We start from the raw sequence: 13,726 nt of genomic DNA, 5'->3' as shown, positions 1-13,726 counted from the left end.
GCGGGGCATTTTTTTGCCTGGAGATAACCCCAAGCACAATGATGATCAAAATGTGGGAGGGGGCTTGCTCCCTCCCACAGAAGTGATGCGTCAGGCTTTAGAACTGTGGGGTGTAGGTCATGCTGAACATCACGTTACGCGGGTCGCCATAGTAGTTACTGCCCCACGTCGCGTTATACGCAGGGATGTAGTACTTCTTGTCGAACATATTGTTCAGGTTCGCCGCCACGGTGAATTCCTGGTTGATCTTGTAGGCCACCCGCGAATCCCACAGTGCATTGCCGGGTACGCTGAAGTTGCGGTCGTAGGCTTCGGTGCTGCTTTGTGCGGTTACGCCGGCACCGACACTGAACTGCTGCCAATCGCCCGGCAACTGGTAGTCACCCCAGACCTTGAGCAGGTGCTTGGGTGTCCAGGTGCTGAAGATCTTGCCTTCGTAAGTGTCGTCTTTGAGGAATTTGGTGGTGTTGTAGGTGTAGCTGGAGACCAGTTGCAAACCCGGCAGCACTTCGCCGCTCAAAGTGGCTTCGAAGCCTTGGCTGCGAACCTTGCCCGAGGCGAGCGAGCAGTACCAGCCGCCGCAGACTTTGCCGCCTTGCAGGTCTTGAGCCGCACGGTTTTCCTGGTCATAACGGAAGATGGCGAACGAGGTATTCAGACGACCGTCCGCCAGTTCACCCTTCAGGCCCAGTTCGTAGTTCTGGCCTTCGATGGGCTTGAGCACGGTCAAAGACGTGGTCAGGTTGGTCTGGGGTTCGAACGCGTCAGCGTAGCTGGCGTAGGCCGACCATTGGTCATTGAGGGCATAGACCAGGCCGGCGTACGGGGTAACGTGACCATTGCTCTGCGTGGTGCTGCGGGTTGGGTCGCCATACACACCCCGGGAACCGCTCTCGTCGGTGTAGCCATAGTCATACCAACTGGTACGTGCACCGAGAATCAAGGTCAGTGGGTCCACAACCTTGACGCGCCAAGTGCCATAAACCCCTTTCTGGCGAATGTCATACCAACTTTTCGTAGCATTGCCCGCCTGGAAAAGCTGGTTTTTGTCGCGCTGTGGACGGTTGTGATCGATGTTGAAAATGTCCGCGCCGGCCGTCGCTGCTCGCGCCCACTGGTCGTTGGTGGTGAGTTTGGAATAGTTGGCGCCCAGCACCATCTCCTGTTGCAAGCCCAAACCTTCAAACTTGCCGTTCACATACACATCCACCCCACGGCTCTTGGTATTGAAGTCGGTGACCCAGTCCACATAACGCACATTGCCGGCGGTGCCGGGGTTGGGAATCTCATCCCAGGTCGCCTGGTAGGTCGCGTCGTTGTGTTCATCCATGGCCACGAGGGCAGCTTTCACCTTCCAGTCATCGTTGAAGCGATGCTCGATATCGGCAAACACCTGGGTCTGGTTATTGACGTTGCGGTTCCAGCTGGCGCCGACAAAAGTCGAGCGCGGCAGGCCGATATCGCTGCCATTGGCGTAACGGGGCAGTGACATGAAGTTGGGGCGCGAGTGGCCTTTCTGGTTGCTGACCCCCACACCGACGGTGGTGTCTGGCGTGAAGTCGTAGTCCACGGCGGCATACACCGTCTGATTCCAGCCACCGGCATAGTCAACGAACGAGTCCGTCGTGTCGTAATCCGCCACAAACCGGCCGCGCAGGGTGCCTTCGGCATTGAGCGGGCCACCGGCATCGACCTGGGTGCCGTAGTGGTCCCAGGAGCCGGCTTTTGCGGTGATCGTCACGGTCGGGTCCTGCTGGCCACGCTTGCGCACCAGGTTCATGGTGCCGCCCGGGCTGTTGGCGCCTTGCAGCAAGGCGGCCGGGCCGCGCAGGGTTTCTACACGGTCATAGATGGCCATGTTTTCAGTGAGGTAGCTGCCCAACGCATAGGTGTTACGCGGGATGCCCACGCCATCGTATTGCAGGGTGCCGACCTCAAAGCCACGGGAGAAAATGAACATACCGGGCCCAGGGGATTTGGTCGCTGTCAGGCCGGGGGTGCGCTTGACCACTTCGGACAGCTTGGTGGTGTTCTGGTCATCCATCTGCTTGCGTGTCATGACGCTGACCGATTGCGGGATGTCCTTGAGCTTCTGTTCGCCTTTGCCAAGGGTCACCGCGCCCGTGGTGTAAGAGCCGCTACCCTCGGTGGTGGCGCCCAGGCGTTCGGCGCTGATGGTGGTGGCGCCGACTTCGATGGCCGAACCGCTGGCCACGCGCTTTTCCAGGGTGACCGTATCGGCATTGATAAACGCCGCGCTCAATCCCGTGCCGCCAAGCAGTTGCGCGAGCGCTTCGCGCTGACCGAGATTGCCTTTCACACCTGGCGATATCACCCTCTGGGTCAACTCACCCGACACCAGCACCTGAACGCGCGTCACCGCCGAAAACGCCGCCAACGCGCCGTCCAGGCTTTGCCCCGGAATATCAAAACGGTACGTCTGGGCTTGCGTAGTCTCGGCGGCCTGCAAATACGTCGATGCAGTGCCACAGGCCATGGAAATGGCCAGTGCCAGCAAGGGCCGTGCGGCGAATCGGTGTGCCATGGATGGTGCTCCCCGGTGCAAAAGTCTGTGATCGGCGCCGCACTACTTGAGAGTGCTTACTATTTACGCCTCAGTGATCAAGGACGAGCGCTTGCGGGGAAACCCTGAAAGTTTTTTCAAAAAAATGTGCTTACGACGCCTTTCCTTCACGCAACACCAGTAAATACGGGGTGTAGTGCTCAGCGCGCAGGTTGAGGGTGTATTCCAATGCCTTGATCACAGCGTCGGGTTTGTCGATTTCAAACACCCCCGACACCACTCGATTGCGCAGCGCATCCCCAAGTACCAGGGTTTTGCCTGGCCAGTAACGGTTCAACTCACTGACCACGTCCGACAGCGGTTGCTGACGAAACACCAACTGTCGCTGGCGCCAGGCAAACCCGCTGGCCGGGTCGAAACCGTGGACTTCAGCCAGGCGTTGGTCCTGGTACTCCACCGCCCGTCCCGGCTCCAGATACACCGGTGTGCCACTGCCGGAACTGACCTGCACCTTGCCCTGCGCCACCTGCACGAGGGTTTGCGCATCGCGTCGCGCCACACTGAAGCGGGTGCCGACCACCTTCACCCAGCCGTCGCCGGACTGCACCACGAACGGTCGCGCCGGGTCCTTGGCCACCTCGAAGAAACCTTCGCCACGCAACAGCCGCACCTGGCGCTCGCCCGCACTCATGCGCACCTGTATGGCACTGTCGGTATTGAGCTGCAGGTGGGAGCCATCGGCCAGCTCGATGCTGCGTGACTCGCCGGTGCCGGTGGCATAGTCCGCACGCATGCGGTCAAGCCAAGGTGTGTTCTGCACAGTCAGGCCCACCGCCAGCAGCACGGCCGCGGCGCAGGCCCAGCGCGACCAGCGCCGTGCGGGCTTGCGCCAGGCAGCCTGTTCGGCGCGACGAACGACCCGCGCCGGTTCATGCAAGCCACCGAGCATCGCCTGCACTTCCTGCCAGGCGGCATCCTGGGCATCACCCTGCTCCAGCCAGATGGCAAAAGCCTGCAGTTCGCCAGGCGTGACATCCTCGGCCTGCAGGCGGAAATACCAGGCGGATGCTTCGTCGAACAGTTCGTCGGCTGTGGGGGTAGCGGTCATGACCGACGTCCTTGTTCATCGCAGGCAAGCCGCTTCTTGATAAAGCCACGGCATTCAATCAAGGCGCGACGCAATTGGTATTCCACACTGCGCGGGCTGATCGACAGGCGTTCGCCGATCTCGCGATAGGAGAGTTCGTCGACATGATAGAGCAGGAAGATCTGTCGAGTCGCTTCAGGCAACGCCAAAATCGCGTCCTGCATCAACTGTTGCTGTTGATAGGCAGCCAATTGCTCATCGATACCCGGGTTGCTGCACGGCAATTCTTCGCTGGGCTCGCCGGCATCCAGGCGTTCGCGGCGAATGGCCTGGCGCTGGTGATCGCGCACCAGGTTGCTGGCGATGGTGAAGAGGAACGCCGGGAGATTGTCGATTTTATCGCCACAGTCCATGCGAGCCAGGCGCAGGAACGACTCCTGAGTCAGGTCGGCGGCCACTTGGGCACTGCCGGTGCGGCGAGTGACGAAGGCTTCGAGGGCTTTCTTCTGCTCCGCGAACAGGCGCGCGATCTGCGAATTCCAGGAGAGCACGGCACTACCTTGAGAAGAACGTGGGGTTCAGGAGGTGTGCACGCTAGCAGAGGATGAGATTTAATCGCAATAGCGATTGGTTTCCAGCTAAAAGCTGCAAGCTACAAGAAAACGCAAATCCGCTTCTTCTTGCAGCTTGCACCTAACAACTGCCCTTATTGAATCTCCTCCGGCTTGACGATCACCCAGTTCTTGTCCGCCGTCACCGGCAACCCTTCCTTGGCTTGAGCCGCCGCGTGCTTGGCGATCATGCCGTTAAGCTGGGTCATGTACTTGTCTTTACGGTTGATCCACAAATGGATGCCCCCCTTGGCCACGTCCACATCGTGGAACAGCATGTAACCGTCGCTGGTGGGTGTATCACCGCCGACGATCACCGGTTTTTTCCACTCGTCGATATAGGTGAGAATCGCCGCGTGCTTGCCGGCCATCCAGGTCGCCGGGGTCCACAGGTAGGGCGTCAGCTCCAGGCCGAGGTTGGCCTTCTCGTCATATTTACCCGCGGTGATCTGCTTGCGTGCGGTGGTCAACTCGCCGGTCTTGCGGTCCTTGAGCATCGTGGTCACGCCGATGACGTTCTCGGGCTTTACGTTGTAGCCGTACTTCGGATCGGCCGCGACCATGCGCACCAGTTCCTCGGACGCGGCGGTCATCACATACACCTCGATGCCGTTTTCCATCAGTTTGTTGTAGAGCTCGGCCTGGCCAGTGAAGACTTTCGGCGGCTGTATCTCGGTTTTTTTCACCACGTCGCCTTCAAAATAGCTGACCGGTACGGGCTTGCCGGAGGCCATCAGCTCGTCGACCTGCACCTTGAGTTCCTTGAGGGTGAAGCCGGAAAAAATCTGCGCAACCCAGGGGTAGCAGACCATGTCGTCGACTTCGCACAGGCGGTAGTAGTAGCTGAACAGACTTTCCTTATGGTCGGCGGTGTCTTTGAAGGGGATAAGCTTGAGCGATGGGTCCATGGTTTCGCGGGTGATCAGACCCTTGTTTTCCATGTACGGCAGCAGCGACTCTTCAAGGTCGTAGCGGTAGCTGGTGTTGTCCATGTCGAACACCGCATAGTTACCCTTGTTGGCGTTGGCGGCGATCATTTCGTTGAGTTGCTTGGCGGCCGGTGCCGGCCAGTGTTTCAACTCGGTGGCGGCAAACGCCTGGCTGGCGAGTCCGAGGCAAAAGGCTGCGGATAAGAGTAGTTTCGGCGCGAGCTTCATAGGCGTTGTCTCCCTCAAGTGAAAGACATCGACGCTAACAAATCCCTGTGACACTTATCACCCGAGCGCGACGGCTTTGGTTCTGATTCCGCCACGGCCATGCGCACTAGCGTCAGACGCTTATTCCAAAAACGACAGTCACCATTCCATATTGGTATTAAATCAATATATTTCAAGCTGTTAGGCTTCCCGGTTCGCAATCGCAGGCTCACGCGATTGGCTGCCTTCTCAACGGAGCTTCAATGAATCTGCCCCTGATTCTCAATTTATTGGTGTTCGTGGCCCTCTTGCTGGGCCTGGCACAAACCCGTCGGACTAACTGGAGCCTGGCCAAGAAGGTCCTGTTCGCCCTGGTCTTGGGCGTGCTGTTCGGTGCGGCTTTGCACACCATCTATGGCGACGGCAATCCAGTGCTCAAAGCCTCCATCGGCTGGTTTGATCTGGTCGGCAATGGCTATGTGCAGTTGCTGCAAATGATCGTGATCCCGCTGGTGTTCGCTTCGATCCTCAGTGCCGTGGCGCGCCTGCATAACGCCTCGTCCCTAGGCAAGATCAGCTTCCTGACCATCGGCACGCTGTTGTTTACCACGGCCATTGCGGCGCTGATCGGCATCGGCCTGACCAACCTGTTCGGCCTCACCGCCGAGGGCCTGGTGGCCGGCACCCAGGAAATGGCGCGCCTGCAAGTGATCCAGAGTGATTACGCAGGCAAGGTCGCCGACCTGAATATCCCGCAGTTGCTGCTGTCGTTCGTGCCGGCCAACCCATTCGCCGACCTGGCCCGGGCCAAGCCGACGTCGATCATCAGCGTGGTGATTTTTGCCGCGTTCCTCGGGGTGGCCGCGCTGCAACTGCTCAAGGATGATGTGGAAAAGGGCCAGAAGGTCATCAACGCCATCGACACCCTGCAAGCCTGGGTGATGCGCCTGGTGCGCCTGGTGATGAAGCTGACCCCGTACGGCGTGTTGGCGCTGATGACCAAGGTGGTTGCCGGTTCCAACCTGCAAGACATCATCAAGCTGGGCAGTTTCGTGGTGGTGTCGTACCTGGCCCTGGGCCTGATGTTTGTGGTGCACGGCCTGCTGCTATCGTTGGCCGGGATCAACCCGCTGCGCTTTTTCCGCAAGGTGTGGCCGGTACTGACCTTTGCCTTCACCAGCCGCTCCAGCGCCGCCTCGATCCCCTTGAGTATTGAAGCGCAGACCCGCCGCCTGGGTATCCCCCAGTCGATCGCCGGTTTCGCCGCTTCGTTTGGCGCGACCATCGGCCAGAACGGTTGCGCTGGTCTTTACCCGGCGATGTTGGCGGTGATGGTCGCACCGACCGTAGGCATCAACCCGTTGGATCCGCTGTGGATCGCGACGCTGGTGGCGATTGTGACCTTGAGTTCGGCGGGCGTTGCCGGCGTAGGCGGCGGTGCGACCTTCGCCGCGCTGATCGTACTGCCGGCCATGGGCTTGCCAGTATCGCTGGTGGCGTTGCTGATTTCGGTGGAACCACTGATCGACATGGGCCGTACGGCGTTGAACGTCAATGGTTCGATGACGGCGGGGGCGATTACCAGCCAGATCATGGGGCAGACGGATAAAAAGCTGTTGAATGCCGATGAGCATGCCGAGTTAGCGCAGGTCTGATAGACCGCTATCGCAGGCAAGCCAGCTCCCACATTTGAATGTATTCACACATCAAAATGTGGGAGCTGGCTTGCCTGCGATGCTTTTAGGCTTTTTCCCACACTTCGAAGTTGTAGGCCGGTTTATCACCTTCGGCCGGATTTTCGACATTCGACACCAGCTTCCACTGGTTCCTATCAAACTCTGGAAACCACGCATCCCCTTCCGGGCTCAGCGCCACTCGCGTCAGGTACAGGCGATCGGCCTGCTGCAGTCCCTGCGCATACAACTGCGCGCCGCCGATCAACATCAGCTCGTCCACGCCTTGGGCCTTGGCCCACTCCTCGGCACGCTCCACCGCTGCTTCCAATGACGGAAAAACTTGCGCACCTTCAAGCGTCAGATCGGTCTGACGGCTGACCACTATGTTCAAGCGCCCTGGCAGCGGTCGACCCAGGGAATCCCAGGTCTTGCGCCCCATGATGATCGGCTTGCCGAGCGTGGTGGCCTTGAAATACTTGAAATCCCCCGGCAAATGCCAGGGCATGCTGTTGTCGACGCCGATCACGCGGTTTTCACCGAGGGCTGCGATCAGGCTTAAAGGGAGAGTTTTTTTCATGGCGACGAGAATACCAGAGCCGCGAGTCAGCGGTTATGCTCCACCTTCACTGAAACAACAGGATGGCGCGTGACTGCACTGACTCCTCTGCACACACTCTGGCTGACAGAAGCCGTGCGCCTGCGTGAAGAACACGCCGGCCCCCTGGAAGACCTGGAAGCCAACCGCCTGGCCCGCACGGCCGGGGGCGACCTGTCGACGCGTATTACCCAACGCGCCTTGCACCTGGCCGAGCGCGATGGCCTGACCGGTGCCCTCACGCGCTGGCTGCAAGGCGCGCGCCTGGCGCTGGTATTACTGGCGGTCGTGGCCGTGATCAGTGGCGCCGGTCTGGCGTTCGCGGCGCTGGGCAATGGCCTGACGCCGGTGAACGTGTTCTGGGCCCTGGGCAGCCTGCTCGGGTTGAACCTGATCCTGCTGGTCAGTTGGGCCCTGGGGCTGCTGTTTGCTGGCGAACACAGCGCCAGCCTTGGGCGCCTGTGGTTATGGCTCAGCGAGAAACTGGCGCGTGACGCCAAAGCCGCACAATTGGCGCCAGCGTTGCTGCTGTTGTTGCAACGGCAAAAACTCAATCGCTGGGCGGTGGGTGTGCTGGTCAACAGCCTGTGGCTGCTGGCCTTGCTCAGCGCCATGGTGATCCTGCTGACCCTGCTCGCCACCCGTCGTTACGGCTTTGTGTGGGAAACCACCATTCTCGGCGCCGACACGTTTGTCGCCGTGACCCAGGCCCTCGGCAGCCTGCCCGCTTTGCTGGGTTTCAATGTGCCAACCGTCGACATGATCCGCGCCAGCGGTGATTCAGCCCTGAATATCGAAAACGCCCGCCAAGCCTGGGCCGCCTGGCTGGTGGGCGTATTGCTGGTCTACGGCCTGCTGCCCCGGTTGATCCTCGCCCTGTTCTGCCTGTGGCGCTGGAAAATCGGGCGTGCGGCGTTGCGCCTGGACCTCAACCTGCAAGGCTACACCCAACTGCGCGAACGCCTGATGCCCAGCAGCGAACGGCTTGGGGTCAACGATGCCGCGCCCGAACAGCTGCACCACGTCAGCGGCGGCGTCAGCGAGATGGACAGCGACGGCGCCTTGCTGGTGGCCATCGAACTCGACGATCAACACCCGTGGCCACCCAAGCTGCCCAGCAACGTTAAGAACGCCGGCATCCTCGACAGCCGTGAATCGCGAAACAAGCTGCTGGAACAACTCAGCCGTTTCCCGCCCGCACGTCTGGTCATCGTCTGCGACCCGCGCCGCTCGCCGGACCGTGGCAGCCTGGCGTTGATCGCCGAACTGGCGCGCAGCGCCACCGCCACCCGTGTATGGCTGCTGCAAGCGCCGCCCGGCCAGGCGCTGGACGCCGAACGCCTGGGTGACTGGCACACCGCACTGCAACAACTTGAGCTGCCCTTTGCCGATTGCGCACCACTGAACTGGCTGGAGACCGGGCATGACTAAACCGCTGAAACTCGCCGTGGTCGGCCACACCAATGTCGGCAAGACCTCACTGCTGCGCACCCTCACCCGTGACGTGGGCTTCGGCGAAGTCTCCCATCGCCCCAGCACCACGCGGCATGTCGAAGGCGCGCGCTTGTCGGTGGATGGCGAAGCCTTGCTGGAGCTGTACGACACGCCCGGCCTGGAAGACGCCATCGCCCTGCTCGACTATCTGGAGCGCCTGGATCGCCCCGGTGAACGCCTGGACGGTCCCGCTCGCCTGGCGCGTTTTCTGGAGGGCAGCGAAGCACGCCAGCGGTTCGAACAGGAAGCCAAGGTGTTGCGCCAACTGCTCGCCTCGGACGCCGGCCTGTATGTGATCGACGCCCGCGAGCCAGTACTGGCCAAGTACCGCGATGAGCTGCAAGTGCTGGCCAGTTGCGGCAAACCCTTGTTGCCGGTGCTCAACTTCGTCACCAGCAGCGACCAGCGCGAGCCGGACTGGCGCGAAGCCCTAGCCCGCCTCGGCCTGCACGCGCTGGTGCGCTTCGACAGCGTGGCGCCGCCGGAAGACGGTGAACGTCGCCTGTATGAAAGCCTGGCCCTGCTGCTGGAAAACTCCCGCCCGCAGTTGGAACGCCTGATCCTCGATCAAGAGGCCCAACGCCAGGCCCGCCAGCAAAGCGCCGCACGCTTGATCGCCGAACTGCTGATCGACTGCGCGGCCTGCCGTCGCAGCGTCGTCACCGAAGATGAGCAGCAAGCCATCGGCGATCTGCGCAAAGCGGTGCGCCAACGAGAACAAAAGTGTGTTGAAGCCCTGCTCAAACTGTTCGGCTTTCGCCCACAGGATGCCGCCGCCAGTGATCTACCGTTGCTTGATGGTCGCTGGGGCGATGACTTGTTCAACCCCGAAACCCTCAAGCAACTTGGCGTGCGGGTCGGTGGCGGAATCGCCGCCGGTGCCGCTGCCGGTGCTGGCGTGGATCTCTTGGTCGGCGGCCTGACCCTCGGCGCCGCGGCCCTGGCCGGCGCTATCGCCGGTGGCGCCCTGCAAACCGCACGCAGCTATGGCAGCCGCCTGCTGGGCAAGATCAAAGGCCAACGCGAGCTGACCGTCGACGACAGCGTGCTGCGCCTGCTCGCCTTGCGCCAACGTCAGTTGCTCAAGGCCCTTAGTCTGCGCGGGCATGCGGCGATGCATAGCATCAAGGTCGACACGCCCCAGGACAAAACCTGGCGCGAGGGCAAGCTGCCCGACGCACTGCACAAGGCCCGCGCCTATCCGCAATGGTCATCCCTCAACGCTCAGCCAAAGTTAAACCAGGCTGAACGTCAGGAGCAGCTTCAAGCATTGGCGCAGGCACTCAAGGATCAATAATAGTGAATGCCCATTGAGTGGAGAGACACCTGACTCAATGCTCAAGAGGCTGGGATATCCAAGACCTTGACCTCAAAGGCTTCAGGCTCGTGCCAGCTGAACAACAAATAGAGCTCCGCCAACTGGTGGACCAAACCCCGATCAAGATCATCGATCACACCGTCATGATTGACATCGAAATGAATGTTCCATTCGAGCACTTGGTCGTTATCAAAGTCATAAGCGGCATTCCACGCGACCAACGTATGAGGTTCGTTGATCCCGGCCTCCTCCTGCACGTGCAGACGCACAGTGTCGGGCGTACCGTCCTTGTAGAAATCTTCGGAGAAGATTTTCAGATAGCGCGTGGAAGCCGTCCCAGGATTAAACCAGTTGAGCTTCAAATAGGCAGAGGCAAACCTGTCCAACAACAGTTTATCGAGCCGGCTTTCCCGACCGTCATTCGTCACGTCCCCTCTGCTGTAGTCGATTTTTCCGTCAGTTGGGAAGTCGTAGGCAATGGCTTGTTTGACCAGGCTGTCCTGAATACCCTGCGTGCTCTGGTAGAACTGAAGCACTACAGTATCCGCCCGGCCAGCCCCTGTATGGTCCTGTGCGAAAACTTTTAAATAGCGCATTGATCGACGCCTTGTTCAAATTTATTCAAACTCGGATGAGCGTGGTCATACCATTTGAACGCAAGGAAATTGATGCACATGGATCGGATCAACGCTGTGTCGTCTTTGTCAGCGACGCCGTTTCTGTCCACATCGCCAGCGGTAAATGACTCCAAGACACCGTTATGGTCGGTATCGTATCCGGCGGCCTGGTAAACAAGTACCGGTTTACGCAGAGGGCTGTGGCGGCGATCCAGGAAGTTTAACTGCACGCCGTGGGGAAGACCGTTGGCTTCGTCTTGTATCGCCATCACCATGAGCGTACGTCGCCAACTTTCACCCTTGTTAAACCAGTTCAGTCTCAGGAACGTATTGGCAAATGCCTTGAGCAACCAATAATCAACGACATCACTTTTACCGTCAAAGTTTATGTCGCCGGAACACTGAAAATCCACGATCTCATCGGCGTCAATATCCGTTGCGACAGCCTCATGATGCAACTCGTCAATGCCTGTGGAGTGACGTTGATAAAAATGCACAATGACCGTGTCGGCCACGCCATTGCCGCAACGGTCTTGGGCGGTCGCTTTCAAATAACGCATTACGTACTCTCGTTTTAATAGCTGAAGAACCACAGAGAGTAATACTACTTACGTCCGCACCTCTAGCCGTCGACTCCCTATTTTTCGTATGAGTTTGCACTGGCTGTTATCAGTAGACGCAGGTCAACCGCTGTTATTTTTTACCATTTGAACGCAAGAAAACTGCTGCGCAGGGAACGGAACAGTTCTTTGTCGGCCTGATCGACCACACCGTTTTTGTCGATCTCGGTATGGGTCAGCCGTTTCAAAGATCCGCCCCCTATCCAGTGCTCAACGCCTACCGCCAAACGTTAAAAAGAGCAACAATCACTGATGGCTAACACCAATTAAACTTGGTGTACAACTTGACCATGTGCTGCAGAGCGTCTCGATCTACCGTATCAAACAGGCCGTCGGGAAACTCTTCTTCATCCAGTCGCATCACCCCACGTTCAGTGTAGTCGCAAGCGGAGACGCTCATTACAAGTTTATTCTTGCCAATCATTGGTTTCTCACTCTGATAGAAATCCAATCGAATTTCAACAGGATTGGTTGCCTTATCGAAGCGGCTCACATAGAAATTTATCGATCGGTTTGACATTGCCGGTCGGCTGAGCCAACTCAGTTTCAATACACTGTTAGCAAAGTCCTTAAGCAGCTCCCTGTCCTGCTGGCCTGAGACAATACCATTACCGTCAATATCTCCAGTGACTTGATAGTCAACCAAACCGTCAGCCGTGATATCAACGGCTGTAGCTTTACGCATCACTTCATCGGGTAGTTTTGGATTACGCTGAATAAAAAATAGACTCACAGTATCTGCCTGGGCATTGGAACTCTGGTCCTTCACAACAACTTTCAAATAACGCACTCGCACTGCTCCTTTTATTTAGCGTTGCGCCTTACTTAAGGTCGCACCATCAACAATTCCAAACGCTTTAACTCAATGCTTAGCCAGGTTCAAACACTAGACTTATTGTTGTACCACTGCATTGCCAGAAAAGATGTGCCCAGCGCCCGGATCCATTCCTTATCGGTTGTGTCGGCGATACCGTTCCTATCGATATCACTGTTAGTAAAGGTCTCAAGCACACCATTACCGTCAGCGTCATAAGCAGCGGCATTGCACGTCAGGCTCTCCTTGCGAATACCGCCCAACATATCGTTGAGCTGCAACTTAATAGCATTAGGTTTGCCTTGCTTATCATAATGATCCACATACAGGGTCAAGGTACGTTGAGCGCTATCCCCTTTATTAAACCAGCCAAACTTTATAAACGTATTCGCAAATGCCTTGAGCAATTGTTTATCTCGAATAGTGCGCTGCCCATCACGATTGATATCGCCGGCGCACTGCACATCGATAACAGAGTCGCCGTCCATATCTACGGCCAGGGCCTCATGACTCAATTCATCCGGCTCGCCATCTCGACGCTCAAAAAAGTGCAATATAACGGTGTCGACCTTTCCATTACCGCTTCGGTCTTGGGCGGTGGCTTTTAAGTAGCGCATGGTCACTCCTTCGTTTCATACCACTCAAACGCCAGGAAGCTTTTGCACAACGTCCTGAGCAAGGCCTTGTCAGCCTTGTCGGCAACCCCGTTGTGATCGATATCACTATGGGTAAACGTCTCCAGCACTCCGTCGCTGTCGATGTCATAACCCATGGCGGTGGAGACCAGCAAAGCTTTCCCCCCAGACGCCTTGCTCTCTCGGAACTCCAGCGTCACCGAGGCTGGCCACCCCGCCTCGCCAAAATCATCCACGTACAGGACGAGCGAGCGCTGCCAATAGCTTGCCGTATTGAACCAATTGAGCTTCAAGAAGTTGTCGGCGAACGTCGCGATCCGTCGCTTATCCAGGTCCAGCGCACCGGCCTTGCTATGTCCTCCCCACTTCGCACCCAGGGTCATTTCCTGGCCGACGATATCGTAGATCAGCTCATCGGGGCGACCGGGCCGCTGCTGATAAAAGTGCAAAATGACCGTATCGGCATGACCGTTGCCGTGGAGGTCCTGGGCAATGGCTTTTAAGTAATGCATCCGTACTGCTTCCTTTAATTGAAGAAGCAAGCACCTTAATGAGCTGACAACAGGTACTCTAGGCGGCGTATCTGCGTATTGCGTGAG

The 13,726-nt window shown here is 58.3% G+C and carries 13 protein-coding genes; 3 read left to right on the top strand and 10 right to left on the bottom strand.

Annotated features, from left to right (window positions below):
- Window positions 1-97: 97 nt before the first annotated feature.
- From QMK52_RS08835 to QMK52_RS08820, 4 genes are all read right to left on the bottom strand, one after another.
- Window positions 98-2,545 carry a TonB-dependent siderophore receptor gene (locus QMK52_RS08835; RefSeq protein ID WP_194439499.1) on the bottom strand — a complete coding sequence of 816 codons (2,448 nt, stop codon included), beginning with the start codon at window positions 2,543-2,545 and terminating at the stop codon, window positions 98-100.
- Between the two features lie 130 nt (window positions 2,546-2,675).
- Window positions 2,676-3,632 carry a FecR family protein gene (locus QMK52_RS08830; protein ID WP_194439500.1) on the bottom strand — a complete coding sequence of 319 codons (957 nt, stop codon included), beginning with the start codon at window positions 3,630-3,632 and terminating at the stop codon, window positions 2,676-2,678.
- Complete coding sequence (locus QMK52_RS08825; protein WP_005792307.1) at window positions 3,629-4,162, bottom strand: RNA polymerase sigma factor; 534 nt, start codon at window positions 4,160-4,162, stop codon at window positions 3,629-3,631. Before QMK52_RS08825 ends, QMK52_RS08830 begins: the two co-directional genes overlap by 4 nt.
- Window positions 4,163-4,317: 155 nt before the next feature.
- Window positions 4,318-5,379, bottom strand: a complete 1,062-nt coding sequence (locus tag QMK52_RS08820; protein WP_005792308.1) for a hypothetical protein — start codon at window positions 5,377-5,379, stop codon at window positions 4,318-4,320.
- A gap of 242 nt (window positions 5,380-5,621) precedes the next feature.
- On the opposite strand from QMK52_RS08820, the gene QMK52_RS08815 reads away from it, so the two are divergent.
- Window positions 5,622-7,013, top strand: coding sequence for an L-cystine transporter (locus QMK52_RS08815; RefSeq protein ID WP_005792309.1), 1,392 nt, complete (start codon window positions 5,622-5,624; stop codon window positions 7,011-7,013).
- Between the two features lie 85 nt (window positions 7,014-7,098).
- Here the strand turns inward: QMK52_RS08815 and QMK52_RS08810 are convergent, their stop codons facing one another.
- Window positions 7,099-7,611: a dihydrofolate reductase gene (locus QMK52_RS08810; protein ID WP_005792310.1), complete on the bottom strand. Its 513-nt coding sequence runs from the start codon at window positions 7,609-7,611 to the stop codon at window positions 7,099-7,101.
- Between the two features lie 69 nt (window positions 7,612-7,680).
- Here QMK52_RS08810 and QMK52_RS08805 point away from each other — a divergent pair, with 69 nt between their 5' ends.
- Complete coding sequence (locus QMK52_RS08805; RefSeq protein WP_194439502.1) at window positions 7,681-9,060, top strand: DUF2868 domain-containing protein; 1,380 nt, start codon at window positions 7,681-7,683, stop codon at window positions 9,058-9,060.
- The gene (locus QMK52_RS08800) at window positions 9,053-10,420 is read left to right on the top strand and encodes a DUF3482 domain-containing protein (RefSeq protein WP_005792312.1); all 1,368 of its coding nucleotides are present in this window, start codon (window positions 9,053-9,055) and stop codon (window positions 10,418-10,420) included. The genes QMK52_RS08805 and QMK52_RS08800 overlap by 8 nt, the downstream gene beginning before the upstream one ends.
- A 41-nt stretch (window positions 10,421-10,461) precedes the next feature.
- On the opposite strand, the gene QMK52_RS08795 is transcribed toward QMK52_RS08800, so the two are convergent.
- From QMK52_RS08795 to QMK52_RS08775, 5 genes are all read right to left on the bottom strand, one after another.
- Window positions 10,462-11,037, bottom strand: a complete 576-nt coding sequence (locus tag QMK52_RS08795; protein WP_032803745.1) for a hypothetical protein — start codon at window positions 11,035-11,037, stop codon at window positions 10,462-10,464.
- The gene (locus tag QMK52_RS08790; RefSeq protein ID WP_005792314.1) at window positions 11,025-11,618 is read right to left on the bottom strand and encodes a hypothetical protein; all 594 of its coding nucleotides are present in this window, start codon (window positions 11,616-11,618) and stop codon (window positions 11,025-11,027) included. The genes QMK52_RS08795 and QMK52_RS08790 overlap by 13 nt, the downstream gene beginning before the upstream one ends.
- A 316-nt stretch (window positions 11,619-11,934) precedes the next feature.
- Entirely contained in the window at window positions 11,935-12,468 is a 534-nt protein-coding gene (locus QMK52_RS08785; protein WP_194439506.1) for a hypothetical protein, read from the bottom strand.
- Window positions 12,469-12,557: 89 nt separating this feature from the next.
- A complete protein-coding gene (locus QMK52_RS08780; protein ID WP_005792317.1) occupies window positions 12,558-13,109 on the bottom strand; it encodes a hypothetical protein in 552 nt (183 codons plus the stop codon).
- A gap of 2 nt (window positions 13,110-13,111) precedes the next feature.
- Window positions 13,112-13,639, bottom strand: coding sequence for a hypothetical protein (locus tag QMK52_RS08775; RefSeq protein WP_005792318.1), 528 nt, complete (start codon window positions 13,637-13,639; stop codon window positions 13,112-13,114).
- Between the last annotated feature and the right edge of the window lie 87 nt (window positions 13,640-13,726).

It is taken from the genome of Pseudomonas sp. P9_2 (genome assembly GCF_034008255.1).
GTDB classification, from domain to species: domain Bacteria; phylum Pseudomonadota; class Gammaproteobacteria; order Pseudomonadales; family Pseudomonadaceae; genus Aquipseudomonas; species Aquipseudomonas synxantha_A.
Note: the sequence above shows the minus strand (reverse complement) of the source record. Positions and strands in the feature narration are given on the sequence as shown.

Excerpts from the sequence above, each read along its gene's own strand:
- QMK52_RS08835 (WP_194439499.1), bottom strand. The coding sequence starts at position 2,545 with ATGGCACACCGATTCGCCGCACGGCCCTTGCTGGCACTGGCCATTTCC.
- QMK52_RS08830 (WP_194439500.1), bottom strand. The coding sequence starts at position 3,632 with ATGACCGCTACCCCCACAGCCGACGAACTGTTCGACGAAGCATCCGCC.
- QMK52_RS08820 (WP_005792308.1), bottom strand. The coding sequence starts at position 5,379 with ATGAAGCTCGCGCCGAAACTACTCTTATCCGCAGCCTTTTGCCTCGGA.
- QMK52_RS08815 (WP_005792309.1), top strand. The coding sequence starts at position 5,622 with ATGAATCTGCCCCTGATTCTCAATTTATTGGTGTTCGTGGCCCTCTTG.
- QMK52_RS08810 (WP_005792310.1), bottom strand. The coding sequence starts at position 7,611 with ATGAAAAAAACTCTCCCTTTAAGCCTGATCGCAGCCCTCGGTGAAAAC.
- QMK52_RS08800 (WP_005792312.1), top strand. The coding sequence starts at position 9,053 with ATGACTAAACCGCTGAAACTCGCCGTGGTCGGCCACACCAATGTCGGC.
- QMK52_RS08795 (WP_032803745.1), bottom strand. The coding sequence starts at position 11,037 with ATGCGCTATTTAAAAGTTTTCGCACAGGACCATACAGGGGCTGGCCGG.
- QMK52_RS08790 (WP_005792314.1), bottom strand. The coding sequence starts at position 11,618 with ATGCGTTATTTGAAAGCGACCGCCCAAGACCGTTGCGGCAATGGCGTG.
- QMK52_RS08780 (WP_005792317.1), bottom strand. The coding sequence starts at position 13,109 with ATGCGCTACTTAAAAGCCACCGCCCAAGACCGAAGCGGTAATGGAAAG.
- QMK52_RS08775 (WP_005792318.1), bottom strand. The coding sequence starts at position 13,639 with ATGCATTACTTAAAAGCCATTGCCCAGGACCTCCACGGCAACGGTCAT.